Origin of the sequence: Paraburkholderia sp. GAS206C (genome assembly GCF_050435645.1) — a bacterium.
GTDB classification, from domain to species: Bacteria; Pseudomonadota; Gammaproteobacteria; order Burkholderiales; family Burkholderiaceae; genus Paraburkholderia; species Paraburkholderia phenazinium_B.
In genome coordinates this window covers 19,190-36,517 of the sequence record NZ_JBNDKR010000019.1, presented here as the reverse complement: position 1 = coordinate 36,517, position 17,328 = coordinate 19,190, and the positions used below count along the sequence as shown (strand labels likewise).

The following is a 17,328-nucleotide window of genomic DNA, read 5'->3' as shown; positions in this document are numbered from 1 at the left end:
GATTGGCCAGCCCACGGTAGTCGTGCGAGGTGGGCGTCCAGGTTTCGTTGGGTTATTCAAGTCACCTAATACCGTGAGATGAACGGCAGGTATTTCAGGAGGTGTTAATGAGGGAAGCAGACCCAAGGCGGAACTCGTGTTGAGCGGGTTGGAGTGCAGTGCAACCTCGTTCACGTTCGTTTGCAACACTTATCGAGAAGTGGCTTTGACGGGGAATGTGTCGCGACCCTTGCCGCTCAGCTGGTTTCAGTCACGCCGGACGTGGCACAAGCGCGCCGAGAACCGCATCCAGTTCAATCTGACCGCGGATGATTTCATCGGGGTGATTTTCGAAATCAATCCAGTCTTCGTTGAGTCCATCGAACATGCGTATCCGTGACAGCGGATGCTTCATGCCTTGCGAGCGGAACAGCGCGTCCCAGGTGTCCCGGCCGATGGCTTCGGCGCGTACCGGGCGGTGAAGCACGCGGGCAAAGGCCAAGGCGAGGTCGTTAGGGCTCACTCGGCGTGGACCTTCGAGTTCGACGATACGCACGCCGCTCCATGTTTGCTGGAGCAGTTCAGCCGCAACGCGGCCTACATCTCTGATGGAGACCATCGGCAAGGGCTTGTCCAGCGGCTGCAGGTAACTGGCGATGACGCCATCGTCACGAGCAGACGCGACATCCCGCGCGGCGTTTTCCATGAACCAGCACGGTCGCAGGAATGCTACCGGCACAGGCATGGTGCGCAACGCCTGCTCCATCATCGTGTGTTGTGTGAGCAGATTGCTCTCACTAGCTTGCGCACCGATCGTTGACAGACAAACCACTTTTTCGGGCCGCGCCTTCAGAATCGAGGCGGATACGGCGTCGCTAACTGCGCGCGCCTCGGGGAACCCCGGTGTGGGGTCGAATTCCGAAGGGGGCAGGATGAAAACGCCAACCGCGCCATCGAACGCGGCGGCGAGCGCGGTAGCGTCGTCCATGCGGGCAGTGGCAAGCTCGCAACCGCGCTCCGTCCACGAAGCGGCTCGTGCGATGTCACGCACGATCCCTCGCACGGGGAGACCTGCCGCTATAAGTTCGAGGGCCAGCGCGCTACCGACCTTACCGGTGATTCCCGTGATTGCATACACTGCTCATCCTCCTCGCGTGGATAATCATGATGGAGCCGCACTGAAGTACAAGCCGTCCGGTGTTCCTTCGCGCCGACGTGGCTCCCCGAAGTGAACCGTGCAAAGATCTGGAGGGCTGGAAGCGTAGTGTCCGAGGTGAAATACCTGGTTCGTTTTTGTTGACAAGGTCCGATATGTGACCTATAGTCTGAATTGGGACAATTCTATTGCTGCATTCTTTTGATGTCAACGCGAGGAAGGATTGCATTGGTCATTTAGCGGATAGAGATGTGCTATATGGAAACCGAAACATTCGGATCTCGTCATAAGACTCAACCAGTCTTGAGGCATCCAGAAGCTTTAGAGGGGCACGGGAAGCGGCGCGGGGCGTTGAACGACAAGACGTCTTCGCTTCCTTGAGGAAACGCGACTTTAGCGGTATGCCTCCCGATCGGTTTCAGAGTGCAATGCCAGTATCCACACCAAGTCAAAATTCATTTATCAGCATGAGTAAAGCAACTGGAAGTACCTCGGTGAAGGAGCGTCGCCCGTCACCGCGAGCTGCCGCGCGGATAGTCCACGTCCTGCGACTCTTGGCCGATTTGCGCGAAGGTGCAAATTTAAGTAAGTTATGCGAACTTACTTCCACCCCCAAGACAAGCCTTCTGACGCTGTTGCGGGCTCTTACCGAAAGCGGCTACGTAAAAAACGTCCAGGGAACGTACACTTTAGGTTTGGAAGCGTTCAAGCTTGCATCAGCGGTTGTCGCTCACCGCCGCTTTCCCGAGGTTGCTCAATCGACAATTGAAGCGCTTGCCGCTGCTTCAGGTGAGACTGTGCTGATCGCTCATTTCACGCAAGACCGGCAACACATTGTTTATATCGCCAAGGCCGATAGCCCTAAGGAAGTGCGATTTATGGTGTCGGTTGGGGATAGAAGACCACTTTATTCGTCCTCTGCGGGGCGATTGCTCCTGGCAAATATGGCTCGGGTTGAGCAGGACGCTTACGTAAAGACTGTCCGGATCGACCCCGCCTCGAAATTGGTTACAAGCAAGTCCATGCTAAAGGACTTACTCGCTAAGGTTATTGAGTCCGGACTCGATACAGCAGACCTCGGCTCCGCCAACGATGTATATGGGATCGCTGCGCCGATCCTTGAGTCAAGTGGTGAGGTTTTGGCGGCGCTGGTCGTCGGTGGTCCAAACGCTCGAATGCTTGCCGACATACAGAACATCACCAATCTGTTAGTCCAGTCCGCGAACGAAATTTCCGAGCTTCTTGGCCGTCGCGGCCTTGACGCTTAAGTCGCCCCTTGCGCCGGAAAGCTTCGAGGCATTTAAGTAAACCTGCAATCCAGATTGAGTCAGATGGGTCCAGTGTCCCTTTAGAGTCGACTTTTTAAGAAATTCGAGCCACGTCGCCCGCGGGCGAATTTTGCTTGGATGCGAGACCTCTCGGCCCGACCAAGGGCACCCGACTCCGTTTTAGCGCATTGGTGACCATCTGCCTCCTTTACGCCCCCGCCAGAAAGCCGATCAATCTCCAGGCGTGATAGCACATTAGTCAGCGACAACATCACGTCGGGCCGATCACTTACTAAGTAGTCCGCTATATCAGCGTCAACAACGTCCCATTTTCCCTCCGTACAGCCGTTCCTCCACCTTGATTGACGCCCGCTGAGCAGCCCGGCCCAAATTTAAAGCGCACTGCGCAGGTAGAAGATGCTCTTCGAAGATCGGTTCGAGCACTGCCATCTCTACCTTCACGCTCATACCAATCGCCCTAACCCCGGTCGACCCGGCAATCCAGTCAGTGCGCATTGCGCGCGAGATGGGTGCCGAGATTGTGCTCATCACCACATATGGCCCCACGCGAAGCTGCATATAAGAGACACCGGCATCAGGGTTTGCGATCAGTTCGACGAAATTATTTGTTTTCACAAAAAACCGATGGCTATAATCAAGTCAAGGTCTCCTATGGAACGCGTGTTCTGATATCGGACCATGAAATCGAGGCTCCAGGAACAGGCCACCTTGCTAAATGCTCAAGTCACGGTTCCCGTTCATGGATTGACGTGCGAAGGATTTGCAAAATGTCCGGAGTTTCCCGCATTGCAAGCCGCTCCTCACAATTGGTTACCCGGTGAGGTCTATTGATATGCAGAATCGACGACATGGACAGGAGGCACCGGGCTTGACGAACAGATGCCGACACGGGGCATTGAAGTCACTGTCCAGTCAGAGTTTTGATTAGTTATACAAATTAAATCGTCGTTTGAGTGAAAACCAACCATGGAATAGGAGACCGCTGTGAGTAATTCTTCAGTCAACTTAAAGATCTCTGCAATTGCGCTCTCGTGCGCATTCTTCACACTCAGTGCGCAGGCACAGTCCACAGTAACTCTCTATGGCGCACTCGACGAAGGTCTCGACTACGTAACCAACAGCGGAGGGCATTCTCTTTGGCGCATGCGAGACGGCACATACGATGGCGTGTACGGCAGCCGATGGGGACTGAAGGGGAGCGAAGACCTCGGCGGAGGGCTCAGCGCCATTTTCAAGCTGGAGGCAGGTTTCAGCGTCGAAAATGGCCAGATGCGACAGGGGGGACTGGAATTCGGACGGCAGGCTTACGTCGGATTGTCAGACGACAAATACGGCACGCTTACGTTCGGGCGCCAGTACGATCCCGTTGTCGATTTCCTCCAGCCTATGACAGCAGGTGGCCAATTTGGCGGCCCGTTCGTCCATTCGGGCGATATCGACAATACGGACAACTCGTTCCGTGTAGACAACGCAATCAAATATGCTAGCCCGAAGATCGCTGGCGTAACGTTTGGCGGGATGTATTCGTTCTCAAACACCAATGCCGTCGGGCGGAGCACGACCGGACTCTGGGGCCTTGGAGCGAGCTACTCTTTCGGTCAATTTAATTTTGGCGGCGCTTACGAATACATCAAGGATCCAGGCGCCCTCCTCACGGACGGTGACTACGTGCCGAATACAACGGGGGCGGGGATCGGTGCGACCGGCCCCTTCAGCTACGTCGGACAGCCGGCCAGTCAACAAATCGTGGGCGCTGGGGTGTCCTATCTGATCGGTAACACAACGCTCGGCCTGGATTTCAGCGATACGAATTTTAAAGATGCGAACGGCACGACGAGCTCAGTGCGCTTCGACAATTACGAAGCGTTTGTACGCTACGCGATCAGCCCGGCGTTTTCTGTTGGTGGCGCCTATACGTACACCCACGGCAAGGTCAACTACAGCGGACAGGTTCCAATCTATCAATCAGTCGGGCTTGCGACGTCTTACGCACTTTCGAAAAGCACATCTCTCTACGCGATGGCCGTATGGCAGAAGGCAGTTGGCGGCGCCGGCGTGGCTGATATCCTCGACGGTGCAGTTGGCGATGCATCAACTAACAACCACCAATCGGTGGTCCGAATCGGCATTTATCACCTGTTCTAACAGACAAATTTCTCAACTTGAACCCAGCACCGACGTCGCGGATCTGCTTTAGCCCGAGCAGAAGCGACGCCGGCGTTTCGACGCGAGTCCCTTTAAAGCAGGGTCGCGATGGAGAACCAACCGTTGTCTGTAACGCGGTTCACAGCTGTGTTTAAACAGGTAGATTGGGCACACCGGTGGGCGAGCTGATCCATCAAACCCTGCACGTTTGACTAACTTTATTATGGATACCAAAACATGTGCCGTCCGAGCGGTACTGCGTGATGAGGACCATCACGAGACCGTACAGCAACTGACAGATCATCTCGGTCCCGACAATCTCATCGCGGCTCAATGGCCGGTAGGCCACCCGGTCGATCGGGATCGCGAGCGATAACGCTGAAGCACGCCGTCGAAATCGCTAACAGGACTCGAAATCAGCAGCGGTAAAACCGCAAAACAGATGCGAAGATAGTGGTCATTCAGTTAGCAGATACGGGTGATGCCAGTCCATCCAGTCATACCATCCCGTTGTATTGACCCATGCCCACGTCGAACAATATTCCTTGGTAGCCGGCATAGCTACATCCCCTTCTCCGCTCAGTTGCTCATCTGCCCCTAACCCCGCTCGGCTTTCACCAAGATTCTTTACCGGCATTGTCATTGACTTCTCATTCATAGCCGGACTCCTTTTAAGCAGCACTCTTCACCATATCCTCGATCACCTTCTTCGCATCGCCGAAGACCATCATGGTCTTGTCCATGTAGAACAGATCGTTGTCGAGACCCGCATAACCGGCCGCCATCGAACGCTTGTTGACGATCACCGTACGCGCCTTGTACGCCTCGATAATCGGCATGCCCGCAATCGGCGACTTCGGATCGTTCTTCGCCGCCGGATTCACCACGTCGTTCGCGCCGAGCACCAGCACCACGTCCACCTGGCCGAACTCGCTGTTGATGTCGTCCATCTCGTAGACCATGTCGTAGGAGACTTCGGCTTCAGCGAGCAGCACGTTCATGTGCCCCGGCATGCGGCCCGCCACCGGGTGGATCGCGTACCGCACATCAATGCCCTTTTCGGTCAGCTTGTCCGTGAGTTCTTTCAGCGCGTGCTGTGCGCGGGCCACGGCCAGACCATACCCCGGCACGATCACCACGGTTTCAGCGTTGCCCAGCATGAACGACGCATCCTCGGCCGAACCCGACTTGACCGGCCGCTGTTCCTGGGCCCCGCCCGCAGTCGCCGCGCCCGCCTCCGCGCCGAAACCGCCCAGCAGCACGTTGAAGAACGAGCGGTTCATCGCGTGACACATGATGTACGACAGGATCGCACCGGACGACCCCACCAGCGAGCCTGCGATGATAAGCATCGGGTTATTCAGCGAGAACCCGATGCCCGCCGCCGCCCAGCCCGAATACGAGTTGAGCATCGACACGACCACCGGCATATCCGCGCCGCCGATCGGGATGATGATCAGCACGCCCAGCGCGAACGCGATCAGCGTCATGATGATGAACGGCAGCCACGCTTGCGTCAGAAAGAAGATCACGCCGAAGCCGATCATGCCGATCGCCAGCATCAGGTTGATCAGATGCTGACCCGGATACACCACCGGCGCGCCCTGAAACAGGCGGAACTTGTATTTGCCCGAGAGCTTGCCGAACGCAATCACCGAACCGGAGAACGTAATCGCCCCGACGAAGGTACCGATAAAGAGCTCAATCCGGTTGCCGTACGGCAGAAACCCCGGGATCGGATTGTCCGGATCCACGAGGCCGAACGCCGACGGCTCCGAGACCACCGCATAGGCAATGCACACGGCCGCGAGACCGATCAGCGAGTGCATGGCGGCGACCAGTTCGGGCATCTTGGTCATCTCGACGCGCGCGGCGACGAACGCTCCGATCGCGCCGCCTACCACCAGCGCCGCGAACAGCAGCCCGAGGCCCAGTCCGAGATTCGAGCCGAGTCCGGCCGCCTGCTTGAGGATCAACGCGATGGTGGTGAGGATCGCGATCGCCATCCCGGCCATACCGAACGTATTGCCGATGCGCGCGGTCTTCGGATTCGAGAGCCCTTTGAGCGCCTGAATGAAGCAGACCGAAGCAACCAGATAAAGCAGCGTGACGACGTTCAGACTCATTGCGCCTTCTCCTTTGCCGCTGCGGGGAGCTTCTTCGGCTCTTTCTTCTTGAACATCTCCAGCATTCGCCTGGTGACGAGGAAGCCGCCGAACACGTTGACCGCTGCCAGCCCGACCGCCAGGGTCCCGAAGAACTTGCCTGTGCCGCCCACCGTCAGGCCGGCCGCAAGCATCGCGCCCACAATGACGATCGCGGAAATCGCGTTGGTCACGGCCATCAGCGGCGTATGCAGTGCCGGGGTGACGTTCCAGACCACGTGGTAGCCCACGTAGATCGCCAGGATGAAGATGATCAGGTTGATGACCGTATGGTTGATGACTTCCATCGCGGGCTCCAGTTATGCCTTGCGCGTGACTTCGCCGTCACGGGCCAGCAGCGTGGCCGCGACGATGTCGTCCGCGAGATCGATGTTGAGTGCGCCTTCCTTGTTGATGATCAGCTTCAGGAAGTCGAGCAGGTTGCGTGCGTAGAGCGAGGAGGCGTCGGCGGCCACCATCGAGGCCAGGTTCGTGAAGCCGACGATCTGCACGCCGTTTCTGGTCACGATCTTGTCCGCTACGGTGAGCGGACAGTTGCCGCCGCGCTGGCCTTCGTACTCGGGGCCACGGCCAGCCGCCAGGTCGATCAGCACGGAACCGGGTTTCATGGCCTGCACGGTTTCGACCGAGATCAGCGTCGGTGCAGGACGGCCGGGGATCAGCGCGGTCGTGATGACGATATCGGCCTGCTTGGCGCGTTCGTGGACGAGAGCGCCCTGGCGTTGGAGCCAGCTCGGCGGCATGGGCCGAGCATAACCGCCCACGCCCTGTGCGGCCTCGCGCTCCTCGTCGGTCTCATACGGCACGTCGAGAAACTTGGCGCCGAGCGATTCGATCTGCTCTTTCACCGCCGGACGCACGTCCGAAGCTTCGATCACGGCGCCCAGGCGCTTGGCGGTCGCGATCGCCTGCAGACCCGCCACGCCGGCGCCGAGAATCAGCACACGCGCCGCTTTCACCGTGCCTGCGGCGGTCATCAGCATCGGCATGAAACGGGGGTAGAGATCGGCGGCGAGCAGCACGGCCTTGTAGCCGGCAATGTTGGCTTGCGACGACAGCACGTCGAGACTCTGCGCACGGGTCGTGCGCGGCGCGGCTTCCAGCGCAAAGGCCGTTACACCAGCCGTTGCGAGCTTCGCCGCGTTGTCGGCATTGAAAGGATCGAGCATGCCCACCAGCACCGCGCCGCGTTTCAGATGCGGCAGCTCGGTCTCAGTCGGCGATTGGACCTTGAGGACGAGATCGGCGCCAAAGGCGGTGGCTGCATCGACGATCTCCGCGCCTACCGCGCTGAAAGCCTCGTCAGGAAAGCTGGCGCCAGTTCCGGCGCCGCTCTGGATCGTGACCCGGTGGCCCTGCGATACGTATTTCTTGACCGTCTCGGGGGTGGCGGCAACGCGTGATTCGTGCGCTCGCGTCTCGGCTGGCACTCCTATGTGCATACATTCCTCTACTCATTGCCTTAAATCGGCGTGCCTGGTCATCGGGCACGTTCCACGTCAACGGCCGTTGCCCGCCTACTGGATAGGCCGACGTCCAATTGCACATTAGGGTTTGGGGAAACGTATCTAGGCGGTATGGTGGAACGAAGCCGTAAGACAGCGACCTCGAACCGTCAGCTCTACAGACCCTATCATTGACGTTGAGTCGTAACGTCCATCCTTTCTGGTGTCAACACAACGGATCGCCGATGATCAGCGCAGAAGCAGCGACCGCGGTCCACCTTCAAGCAGAGAGCAACCGTCAATCACGGAAGCTGCAGATATATTCGACCGTTTCAAATACATTTACCTCGATCGAGCTGTTGCGCGGGACTTCAAAGAAATCACCCGCACGATATTCGGTCCACTCAGCGCGATTCTTTTGTCGAACCGAACAATGACCAGCCAGGATCTCGAGTTCCTCATCCACTACTGAAGGAATCGTCAGTTTTCCACGAAGGAATACACCGAGCGTCTTTCTCGTCCCATCTGCAAAGATGACCGTGTGCGAAACGCATTTTTCGCCGAAGACATTCGCCCGCTTTACTACTGATACTCCTTCGTATTGCTTATCGTCTGGCATTCTGAAATATCCTTATATAACCGGTTTTTACACAGAAGGCTGGCAGGGCGCGCCAACCTTTTTCTGAATGTCACGCTGCACGAAATCTTACAGGGCTCGAACCAGCGCTCCATCGACACGGATATTTTGTCCGGTGATGTACCCCGCGCCTTCTGACAGCAGAAAGGCAACTGTCTTGGCGATTTCCTCGACGGTGCCGAGTCGCCCTGCCGGCAGGCCAGCAACAAATTCTTTCGGGGCGTCCTCCCAACTGTCAACGTAGCCGGGCAGTACAGAGTTGATACGAATATTCTTCGCCGCGTAACGCTCCGCGTACAGGTGCGTGAACGCACTCAACCCTGCTCGCAGCGTCGAAGAAACTGGCATGATCTGGAGCGGTGAATCAGCGGCAAAGCTGGAAATATTAACGACCGCGCCGCCTCCTTGTGATTCGAACACCGGTGTAACGCGCCGCAGCATACGGATGACGTTCAACAAGATGATGTCAAGACCGCTGCGCCACTGGTCATCGGTAAGAGTCAGCAGGTCGCCTTTCGGAGGGTGACCAGTATTGTTAACAACCGCATCGATTCGTCCGTATTTGTTAAGCGTTTCCCGAACCAGCCGATCAATGTCAGCGTCCTCTGTAACCGAGCCAGATAGACCGAAACCGCCCAGTTCTTCAGCGAGTTTCGCCGCGCTGCCCGACGGTGACATGAGGGCCACCCGATAACCGCTGGATGCGAGCTCCTGCGCAATCGCCCCCCCCATGCCTTTACCCGCAGCTGTGACGATAGCAACTTTTTCGGCACTCATACCACCTCCTTGTAGATAGTTTGGGAATTCACGCACGATGCGCCCGTGGAAGATCGACGTGTCTCCTTAAGACATGGTTCGGCTTTCAGTGAGGCTGGTAAGGTCAAAATCTTCGTGCAAATTCACAGTCCAAGCTCAACTTGATCATTTGAGATTTCGCGCTTTGCTGCACACACTCGAATCGCTGTGGGCCGTTTACAAATTCAGCTGATTGACGAGCTCGGGGACGTGGTCGAACAAGTCTCCCACCAGACCGTAGTCGGCGACGCTGAAAATCGGCGCTTCCGGGTCCTTGTTGATCGCCACGATGACCTTCGAGTCCTTCATGCCGGCCAGATGCTGGATCGCACCCGAGATGCCCACGGCGACGTACAGTTGCGGCGCGACGATCTTGCCCGTCTGGCCCACCTGATAGTCGTTCGGCACAAAGCCGGCGTCCACTGCGGCACGCGAGGCACCTAGTGCCGCGTTCAGCTTGTCCGCCAGCGGCTCGAGCACCTTCGTATAGTTCTCGCCACTGCCCAGACCCCGGCCACCGGAAACGATGATCGACGCCGACGTCAGCTCTGGACGGTCCAGCTTCGTGACTTCACGGCTCACGAACTGCGACAGGCCGCTGTCGGCTGCGGCTTCGATCTTCTCGACCGTTGCGCTGCCGCCTTCTGCTGCTACCGGGTCGAAGCCGGTGGAGCGCACCGTGATGACCTTGACCGGATCGCTCGACTGCACCGTTGCGATCGCATTGCCTGCGTAGATCGGGCGCTCGAACGTGTCGGCGGAATCCACGGCGGTGATATCGCTGATCTGTGCGACATCGAGCTTCGCGGCGATACGCGGGGCAATGTTCTTGCCGTAGGCGGTAGCCGGCGCGAGGATATGCGAGTAGTCCTTCGCAATGTTCAGCACCGTCGCTTCGACGTTTTCCGCGAGGCCTGCTTCGAGTTGCGGCGCATCGGCCAGCAACACCTTGGCGACACCTGCGACCTTGGCTGCAGCGTCGGCCGCGCCCTGCGCGTTGTGACCTGCCACCAGCACGTGCACATCGCCGCCAATCTTGGCTGCCGCTGCCACCGTGTTCAGCGTCGCAGCCTTCAGCGACGCGTTGTCGTGTTCCGCAATTACCAGAATCGTCATTTCGTCCGTCTCCTCACAGCACCTTGGCTTCGGTCTTGAGCTTCTCGACCAGCGTCTTCACATCGGCGACCTTCACGCCAGCGGAGCGCTTCGGCGGCTCGACAACCTTCAGCGTCTTCAGGCGCGGGGTCACGTCAACACCGAGGTCTTCCGGCTTGAGCGTCTCCAGCGGCTTCTTCTTCGCCTTCATGATGTTCGGCAGCGTGACGTAACGCGGCTCGTTCAGGCGCAGATCCGTGGTGACCACAGCCGGCAGCGTCAGCGCCAGCGTTTCCGCACCGCCGTCCACTTCGCGCGATACGGTTGCCTTGCCATCCGCCACGACAACCTTCGATGCAAATGTCGCCTGCGGCAACCCCGCCAAGGCAGCCAGCATCTGACCAGTCTGGTTCGAATCGTCGTCGATGGCCTGCTTGCCGAGAATGATCAGCGATGGCTGTTCCTTGTCGACCAGCGCCTTGAGCAGCTTGGCGACAGCCAGCGGCTGCAGTTCTTCCGACGACTCGATCAGGATCGCGCGGTCCGCGCCGATCGCGAGCGCCGTGCGCAACGTTTCCTGCGCCTGCGTCACGCCCGCCGACACAGCGATCACTTCGGTCGCCACGCCCGCTTCCCGCAGACGCACCGCCTCTTCCACGGCGATCTCGTCGAACGGATTCATCGACATCTTTACATTCGCAATGTCGACGCCCGTGCCATCCGATTTCACCCGGACTTTCACGTTGTAATCGACCACTCTCTTCACCGGCACCAATACTTTCATGTATGTCCTCTCATCGCCGCACACGACTGAATCGCAGCGTCGCTCTCCGCAAGTACGCGTCCAGACACGCGCTGACGGCGTTTCGCGCCGTCAGCGCGTGTCTTCCCCTTATATCCGGATGCTTGTCACACGACGTTTTTCTCGACAATCGGTTGGTTTTCCAACACCCTGGACCAACCGAGAGAAGAAACATCCAACGTTGTATAGCGACCATTTCTGATCAGCTCGCTCACAGCACGTCCCGTTGCAGGTCCATGTTGCAAACCATGACCACTGAAACCATTTGCAAAAACGCAATTCTCGACATCGGGGTGGTATCCGATGATGGCGTTTTGATCAAATACGTTGTACTCGTAATAGCCAGACCAGCAACTCTCGACTCTGAGCGCCTCAAACTGGGGAACCCGTTCTGCGAGTTTGGGCCACACGATCTCGTCGAAAAGTGCGTGATCTACTTCGTGCAGGGGCAAATCATCATGGTCATTCTCTGGCTTGGGTGCGATACCGCAAAGGTAACCGTTGCCTTCGGGTCGAAACCAGACGCCAGTAGGGTCAATCAGGAGAGGAGCGCGTTCTAGGACAGCAGGGGATGAAACGTTGAAAATGCTCCGACGGCGCGCGTGCACAGGGAGATCAATATCGAGCATCGCTGCGATGTTTCTAGCCCACGGCCCGGCTGCATTAACCAACGTGTCACATTCAAACTCCTCGCCGGAGGACGTCGCGACTCCGGTGGCCCGGCGAGCTTGCCTACGCACAGCGACAACTTCCAATGGAAAGTAGCGGGCACCTAGCGCCTGGGCCTTTTTCCTTAGTGCTTGAAGCACACCGTAGCTATCGAACCAGCCTTCACCTGAGACCCCGTACGAACCCGCTTCCAGATCGTCCACGTTCAGCCACGGAAACCGCTCAACCAGGCCCTTGCAATCCAGAAACGCAATGTTGGCTCCAAGACTATTCTGCATTGCGCAGTTCTCTCGCAGGACATCGGCCCCCTGCCGACCCGCAAGAAACAGATATCCGCCTTCATGCAGACTGGCCGTCGGTTTCGATCCGTTCACATCAAGAAGTTCTGGCATGGACCGAAGAAATTCGAGCCCGAAGCCCGACATCTGAACAGCCACCGCAGTCGAAAACTGCTGGCGAATCCCGGATCCAGAAAGCGCAGAAGACGAGCGAGCATAGCTCGGATCGCGCTCCAGGACCGTGACGGAGAGGCCGGGTTCATTCGCCAATAGAAAATAGGCCACTGCACTGCCAATCACTCCGCCGCCAATGATTACGACTTTCTGAGCCACTTTCGCTTCCTCCTATTGCTAACTAAGTGGTGATTCCGGATTACGTGGGCGATTGCGATCAGCCGTCCCCTATTGCGCAAGAGACAGCGAGTCGCCGACTCGTCTACCAAGGCCACTACCGGATCACGAGATCGTTTTCAACGTCGAGCCGTTCTGCGGTTTTGTCCCGCAACTTCGGGTTTCCAATGCCCCCGCCACCCGGCGTGCGTAATTGAATAACCTCGCCGGGCTGGATGACCTGCGTTCCCTTTCCTGCCATCACCCTGTCAGAGTCACGCATGCCAAGGTATCCGCTTGCACCGTCCTGACCTTCGTTACGGCCACGAGGAGGATGTTCTATCCGGTCAAAAGCAGCCAGAAGTTCTATAGGGCTGGAAGAAATATTCTCGATTTCGATATCGAGGCCGTTACCGCCGCGCCATTGACCTGCCCCCCCGGAACCGGGTCGCAGCTCTTTCTTCCAGAACATCAACGGCGTCGTGGTTTCCACAATCTCGATCGGCGTGCCTTTAACGCCGCTTGGGTACGCAGTCGCACTTAGCCCGTCTTTACCCGGACGCGCGCCGACGCCACCGTTTGTCACAATGCTACTGGCGAAAGCGCCGTTGCTACCGCCGTCGCGTCCACGGAAAGTCATAAGGTAAATGCACGATGTTCCTTCAGCGGGAACGCGGTCGGGAATCGCCTGGTGCAAACAGCCGAACACGACATCAGGAAGCATCTGGCCAACAATGTGCCGTGACGCTACGGGTGAAGGTTTCAGCGCATTAACAATAGAACCTTCTGGCGCAACTACGTCAAACAAGGATAGTGAGCCCGCGTTGTTAGGTATATGCGGCGCAACCGCGCAAGACAGTCCAAAAATTGCATAAGCTTTGGTATAGGACATCGGGCAGTTGATGCCCTTTCCCGATGCTGGCGAGGAGCCGGCAAAGTCAACAGCAATTCCCGATTCCGTGATCGTCGTCCTCGCAGTCAACGTAACAGGCTCGCTGTACCCGTCGATCGTCATGGAGCTTGTCCATGACCCCTTCGGCAGCTCCTTGACTGCGGCCAGCACCGCGGCACGCGAGCTTTCGAGAATATGTCGGCCGAGTTCGTCAAGGCTGTCCAGGTTGAACTCCCGCATCATGTCCGAAAGCCGCCGCGCACCGATTGCATTGCAATTCACAAGGGAATAGATATCTCCCTCCGTGTCGACCGGTGTACGTGTGTTGGCTTTGAAAATAGCCATCAACGTCTCGTTGAGCACACCCGCGTCAAAAAGCTTCATGAATGGCACTGCAAGCCCTTCCATGAAGACATCTGTCCCGTCTGGAACCGTCCCGATTCCCCCAATGTCCATCAGATGGCTTGTCGACGCGAACAATGCGACTAAGGTGCCGTCGTGGAAGGCTGGCGTCACCACCACGAGATCATTCAGGTGGCCCGTTCCCTTCCATGGATCGTTCGTACAATATACGTCCCCTGCCTTCATGCTATCTGCGGGGAACGCCTTTAGGAAGTGGCCAACCGATTCGGCCATTGAGTTGACGTGGCCAGGGGTACCCGTCACAGCCTGCGCCAGCATGCGTCCTTGAAGATCAAATACGCCTGCCGAGAGGTCTCCTGACTCGCGCACAATCGTACTGAACGCAGTTCGCAGCAGCGTCTGCGCCTGCTCTTCGACGACCGCCAGCAGTCTGTTCCACATGATCTGACGGCGGATCTCGTACAGTCCACCTTGCCTGACTTCCGATTTCATCTTGACTCTCCCTGGGAGACGCTCTTCTCGAGCACAATGCAGAGTCGATCGTTGACGGACGCGCTAAAGGTCGCTGGCACGAACGTCGTCGTCTCATATTCAGCGATAATGGCCGGCCCAGTAAGCGTGTTGCCGACTTCCATCTGTTCTCGCGCATAGACCGGAACGGTGATCGATTTGTCCGAGTCCGGGTCGAACAGGGTTCGTTCACCGACCGGTGTTGCCTCTGTCGCCGTCACCGGTCCCCTTCGCGTGATATCGGGCTTTTCCGCTATCGTGCTAACCGAAAACGTCCAAGTCAGTATTTCGACAATTGCGTGTGGAATTGCACGCGAGAACAATGCGATATATTCCTTTTCGAAAGCATCTCTAAGCGACTCCGCATCGCCTGCCGTCAACTCGCGCGCCGGCACACGCACCACGATCTCGTGTCCTTGGCCCTTGTAGCGCATGAATGCTTCGCATACTTCCACAAGTTCGCTGTCGCCCGCACCGGCGCGCACAACTGCACTGGCCTCCTGACGCATCTGGTCGATGAGTCGATTGGCCTGACCCGCATCGAATGTCGACAACGTCATGTAGCGGCTTCGTACGACCTCGAAAGCAATCGGCGCCCGGAGAAACCCGACCGCAGATCCCACACCGGCGTTTGCCGGGATGATCACCCTTCTCATTCCCAGCTTCTCGGCAAGACGAGCCGCGTGCAGGGGTGCCGCACCGCCGAAGGCAATCATCGTATGTGTCGCGATGTCTTTGCCGCGTTCCACAGAGTGCACTCGTGCAGCATTGGCCATGTTTTCATCGACCATTTCAAGGACACCGTAGGCCGAGTGGTGCACGGAAAGGTCGAGCTTCTGCCCGATCGCTCGTGTCAGGGCGGCTGCCGAGCGGTCCGGATAGAGCTTCATCTTGCCGCCAGCAAAACGATCGGGATCGATTCGACCGATGCAAAGATTCGAATCCGTGACCGTTGGCTCTTCTCCACCGCGACCATAACAGGCGGGCCCCGGCTCGGAGCCTGCGCTCTCGGGCCCGACCGCAATGCGCTTCAATGTGTCGACATGGGCAATGGACCCCCCCCCTGCACCGATCTCTATCATTTCGATCACGGGAATGCGCAACGGCAGTCCACTACCACGCAGGAATCGCGCTGCGCGGTCGACTTCGAAGGTGCGGGACGATTGAGGTTTCTGATCTTCGATGAGACAGATCTTCGCCGTGGTACCACCCATGTCGAACGAGACGACCTTGTGCTCGTCACATTGGGCCGCAACGTACGACGCAAGGATGGCACCGCCCGCCGGACCGCTCTCCACCAGGCGGATCGGGAAACGTGCGGCAGTCTCAAGGGTCGTCAGGCCACCACCCGACGTCATCAGGTACACCGGGCAATCGAAACCACGTGTTACGAGCTCCTTTCCGAGCCGCTGCAGATACCCCGCCATCAGCGGCTGCACATAGGCGTTTGCAACTGCTGTCGAGGTCCGTTCGTATTCGCGCACTTCGGGACAAACTTCGTACGAGAGAGTGACGGCAATGTCGGGACACTGTTCTGCAAGGATTTCCCGAACGCGCTGTTCGTGCTGCGGGTTGGCATACGAATGCAGCAACGCAACCGCGACGCTCTTGATCCCCATACGCCTGAGCTCGGGAGCCAATGCGTGAACCGACTTGTCGTCAAGTGGCAATACGACGTCGCCGCGCGCGTTGACACGCTCAATCACTGTGAATCGACGCGACCGCGGAATCAGCGCCGCGGGTTTGTCGATGAAAATGTCGTATTGATCAAAGCGTCCTTCGTCGGCGATGTCCAGGGTGTCCCTGAAACCTTCCGTGCCGATAACAGCGGTCAATGCACCCTTGCGCTCGATAATCGCATTGGTCGCGAGTGTCGTTCCGTGAATGAAAAGATCGACGTCAGACGGGGAGATTTCATGCTCCGCGAGCAAGGAAAGTGTGCCGTCGATCACTGCTCGCTCCGGCTCGCCAGGCGTCGTCAGCACCTTGCTTGTGAGTCGCTCGCCATCACGCTCCACTACGATGTCTGTAAAAGTACCGCCTATATCAGATGACAATCTCACGCGAGATTTTCTGTCTTTCGTGCTCATGTAATGCCCTTAATAGGTTGGCTGACTCTCAAAAGCTCGCGATTGAAGCGCATGTACTCACGTCAATACTGGCTTCGAGAACCACCACGCGAATGCATGTCGTACAGTCACCGCTACCGGATAGCTCATGGCGCCGAGCGCATCGCCACGCGTCCGGTCTCAGGCGGGAACACACACCATGCGCCGTCGTCGTGCCTGAAAAAAAAGAGTCCAACCGAGCCTGCAGGTCGGAGTATTTCGACACGCACATAGCACCTCTGATTCGAGCGCGTGCGACTGAATCGGGTCACCCGAACCGGTGTCGAAAGAGTCGGCACAAGCCATTTCTCGACCTGCAAACGCAATGATCTCGCTGCTACATTCACCTTCGTCTCCTTCAACTGCCAATTTTCAACTCGGGGCAGGAAACTTACGTATCGGAGTGCGCTGATAACGCGACGCCAACGACCAAAAGTCGCCTGCGGAATTGCGAGAACTCGGACATTTTGCGAATCCCTCGAATAGCCTGATGGTCAATGGAAAGCGCGGGCTCAAGCTCAAGCTCGGAACGATGCGGCCTACCTCGTGAGTACCGACGATGATGTTCCGTATTCGGACCATAAGTTTCATATCGGACCACAATTCAATTATAGGCGGGGAATTTTTCTGAAAACAACTAAATTCTGTAAAGGTCAGCGCAAACCCTAAC

Annotated in this window: 15 protein-coding genes; 2 read left to right on the top strand and 13 right to left on the bottom strand. The window is 57.6% G+C overall.

The window, feature by feature from the left end; all coding sequences use genetic code 11:
• Positions 1–250: 250 nt before the first annotated feature.
• Entirely contained in the window at positions 251–1,117 is an 867-nt protein-coding gene (locus P3T20_RS36500) for an NmrA family NAD(P)-binding protein (RefSeq protein ID WP_074296373.1), read from the bottom strand.
• A gap of 446 nt (positions 1,118–1,563) precedes the next feature.
• Here P3T20_RS36500 and P3T20_RS36495 point away from each other — a divergent pair, with 446 nt between their 5' ends.
• Positions 1,564–2,403, top strand: a complete 840-nt coding sequence (locus P3T20_RS36495) for an IclR family transcriptional regulator (protein WP_167379437.1) — start codon at positions 1,564–1,566, stop codon at positions 2,401–2,403.
• Positions 2,404–2,718: 315 nt separating this feature from the next.
• On the opposite strand, the gene P3T20_RS36490 is transcribed toward P3T20_RS36495, so the two are convergent.
• Entirely contained in the window at positions 2,719–3,039 is a 321-nt protein-coding gene (locus tag P3T20_RS36490; protein ID WP_429289442.1) for a hypothetical protein, read from the bottom strand.
• Between the two features lie 369 nt (positions 3,040–3,408).
• Here P3T20_RS36490 and P3T20_RS36485 point away from each other — a divergent pair, with 369 nt between their 5' ends.
• Positions 3,409–4,569 (top strand): porin, encoded by a 1,161-nt coding sequence (locus P3T20_RS36485; protein WP_083611622.1) that lies wholly within the window; start codon positions 3,409–3,411, stop codon positions 4,567–4,569.
• Between the two features lie 457 nt (positions 4,570–5,026).
• On the opposite strand, the gene P3T20_RS36480 is transcribed toward P3T20_RS36485, so the two are convergent.
• From P3T20_RS36480 to P3T20_RS36430, 11 genes are all read right to left on the bottom strand, one after another.
• Positions 5,027–5,227, bottom strand: coding sequence for a hypothetical protein (locus P3T20_RS36480; RefSeq protein ID WP_143787663.1), 201 nt, complete (start codon positions 5,225–5,227; stop codon positions 5,027–5,029).
• 13 nt (positions 5,228–5,240) lie between these two features.
• A complete protein-coding gene (locus tag P3T20_RS36475) occupies positions 5,241–6,695 on the bottom strand; it encodes an NAD(P)(+) transhydrogenase (Re/Si-specific) subunit beta (RefSeq protein WP_074296375.1) in 1,455 nt (484 codons plus the stop codon).
• Positions 6,692–7,021 (bottom strand): NAD(P) transhydrogenase subunit alpha, encoded by a 330-nt coding sequence (locus P3T20_RS36470; RefSeq protein WP_074262435.1) that lies wholly within the window; start codon positions 7,019–7,021, stop codon positions 6,692–6,694. Before P3T20_RS36470 ends, P3T20_RS36475 begins: the two co-directional genes overlap by 4 nt.
• Before the next feature lie 12 nt (positions 7,022–7,033).
• Positions 7,034–8,176 (bottom strand): Re/Si-specific NAD(P)(+) transhydrogenase subunit alpha, encoded by a 1,143-nt coding sequence (locus tag P3T20_RS36465; RefSeq protein WP_074267519.1) that lies wholly within the window; start codon positions 8,174–8,176, stop codon positions 7,034–7,036.
• Between the two features lie 301 nt (positions 8,177–8,477).
• Positions 8,478–8,798, bottom strand: a complete 321-nt coding sequence (locus P3T20_RS36460) for a pyrimidine/purine nucleoside phosphorylase (RefSeq protein WP_074267518.1) — start codon at positions 8,796–8,798, stop codon at positions 8,478–8,480.
• A gap of 87 nt (positions 8,799–8,885) precedes the next feature.
• A complete protein-coding gene (locus P3T20_RS36455; protein ID WP_074267517.1) occupies positions 8,886–9,593 on the bottom strand; it encodes an SDR family oxidoreductase in 708 nt (235 codons plus the stop codon).
• Positions 9,594–9,788: 195 nt separating this feature from the next.
• Positions 9,789–10,727, bottom strand: coding sequence for an electron transfer flavoprotein subunit alpha/FixB family protein (locus tag P3T20_RS36450; protein ID WP_074267516.1), 939 nt, complete (start codon positions 10,725–10,727; stop codon positions 9,789–9,791).
• Between the two features lie 13 nt (positions 10,728–10,740).
• The gene (locus P3T20_RS36445; RefSeq protein ID WP_074267515.1) at positions 10,741–11,490 is read right to left on the bottom strand and encodes an electron transfer flavoprotein subunit beta/FixA family protein; all 750 of its coding nucleotides are present in this window, start codon (positions 11,488–11,490) and stop codon (positions 10,741–10,743) included.
• Positions 11,491–11,615: 125 nt separating this feature from the next.
• A complete protein-coding gene (locus tag P3T20_RS36440; RefSeq protein WP_074267514.1) occupies positions 11,616–12,788 on the bottom strand; it encodes an NAD(P)/FAD-dependent oxidoreductase in 1,173 nt (390 codons plus the stop codon).
• A 115-nt stretch (positions 12,789–12,903) separates the two neighbouring features.
• Positions 12,904–14,532, bottom strand: coding sequence for a hydantoinase B/oxoprolinase family protein (locus P3T20_RS36435; RefSeq protein ID WP_074267513.1), 1,629 nt, complete (start codon positions 14,530–14,532; stop codon positions 12,904–12,906).
• On the bottom strand, positions 14,529–16,640 hold the full coding sequence (locus P3T20_RS36430; RefSeq protein ID WP_074267512.1) for a hydantoinase/oxoprolinase family protein: 2,112 nt from the start codon (positions 16,638–16,640) through the stop codon (positions 14,529–14,531). Before P3T20_RS36430 ends, P3T20_RS36435 begins: the two co-directional genes overlap by 4 nt.
• Positions 16,641–17,328 lie beyond the last annotated feature (688 nt).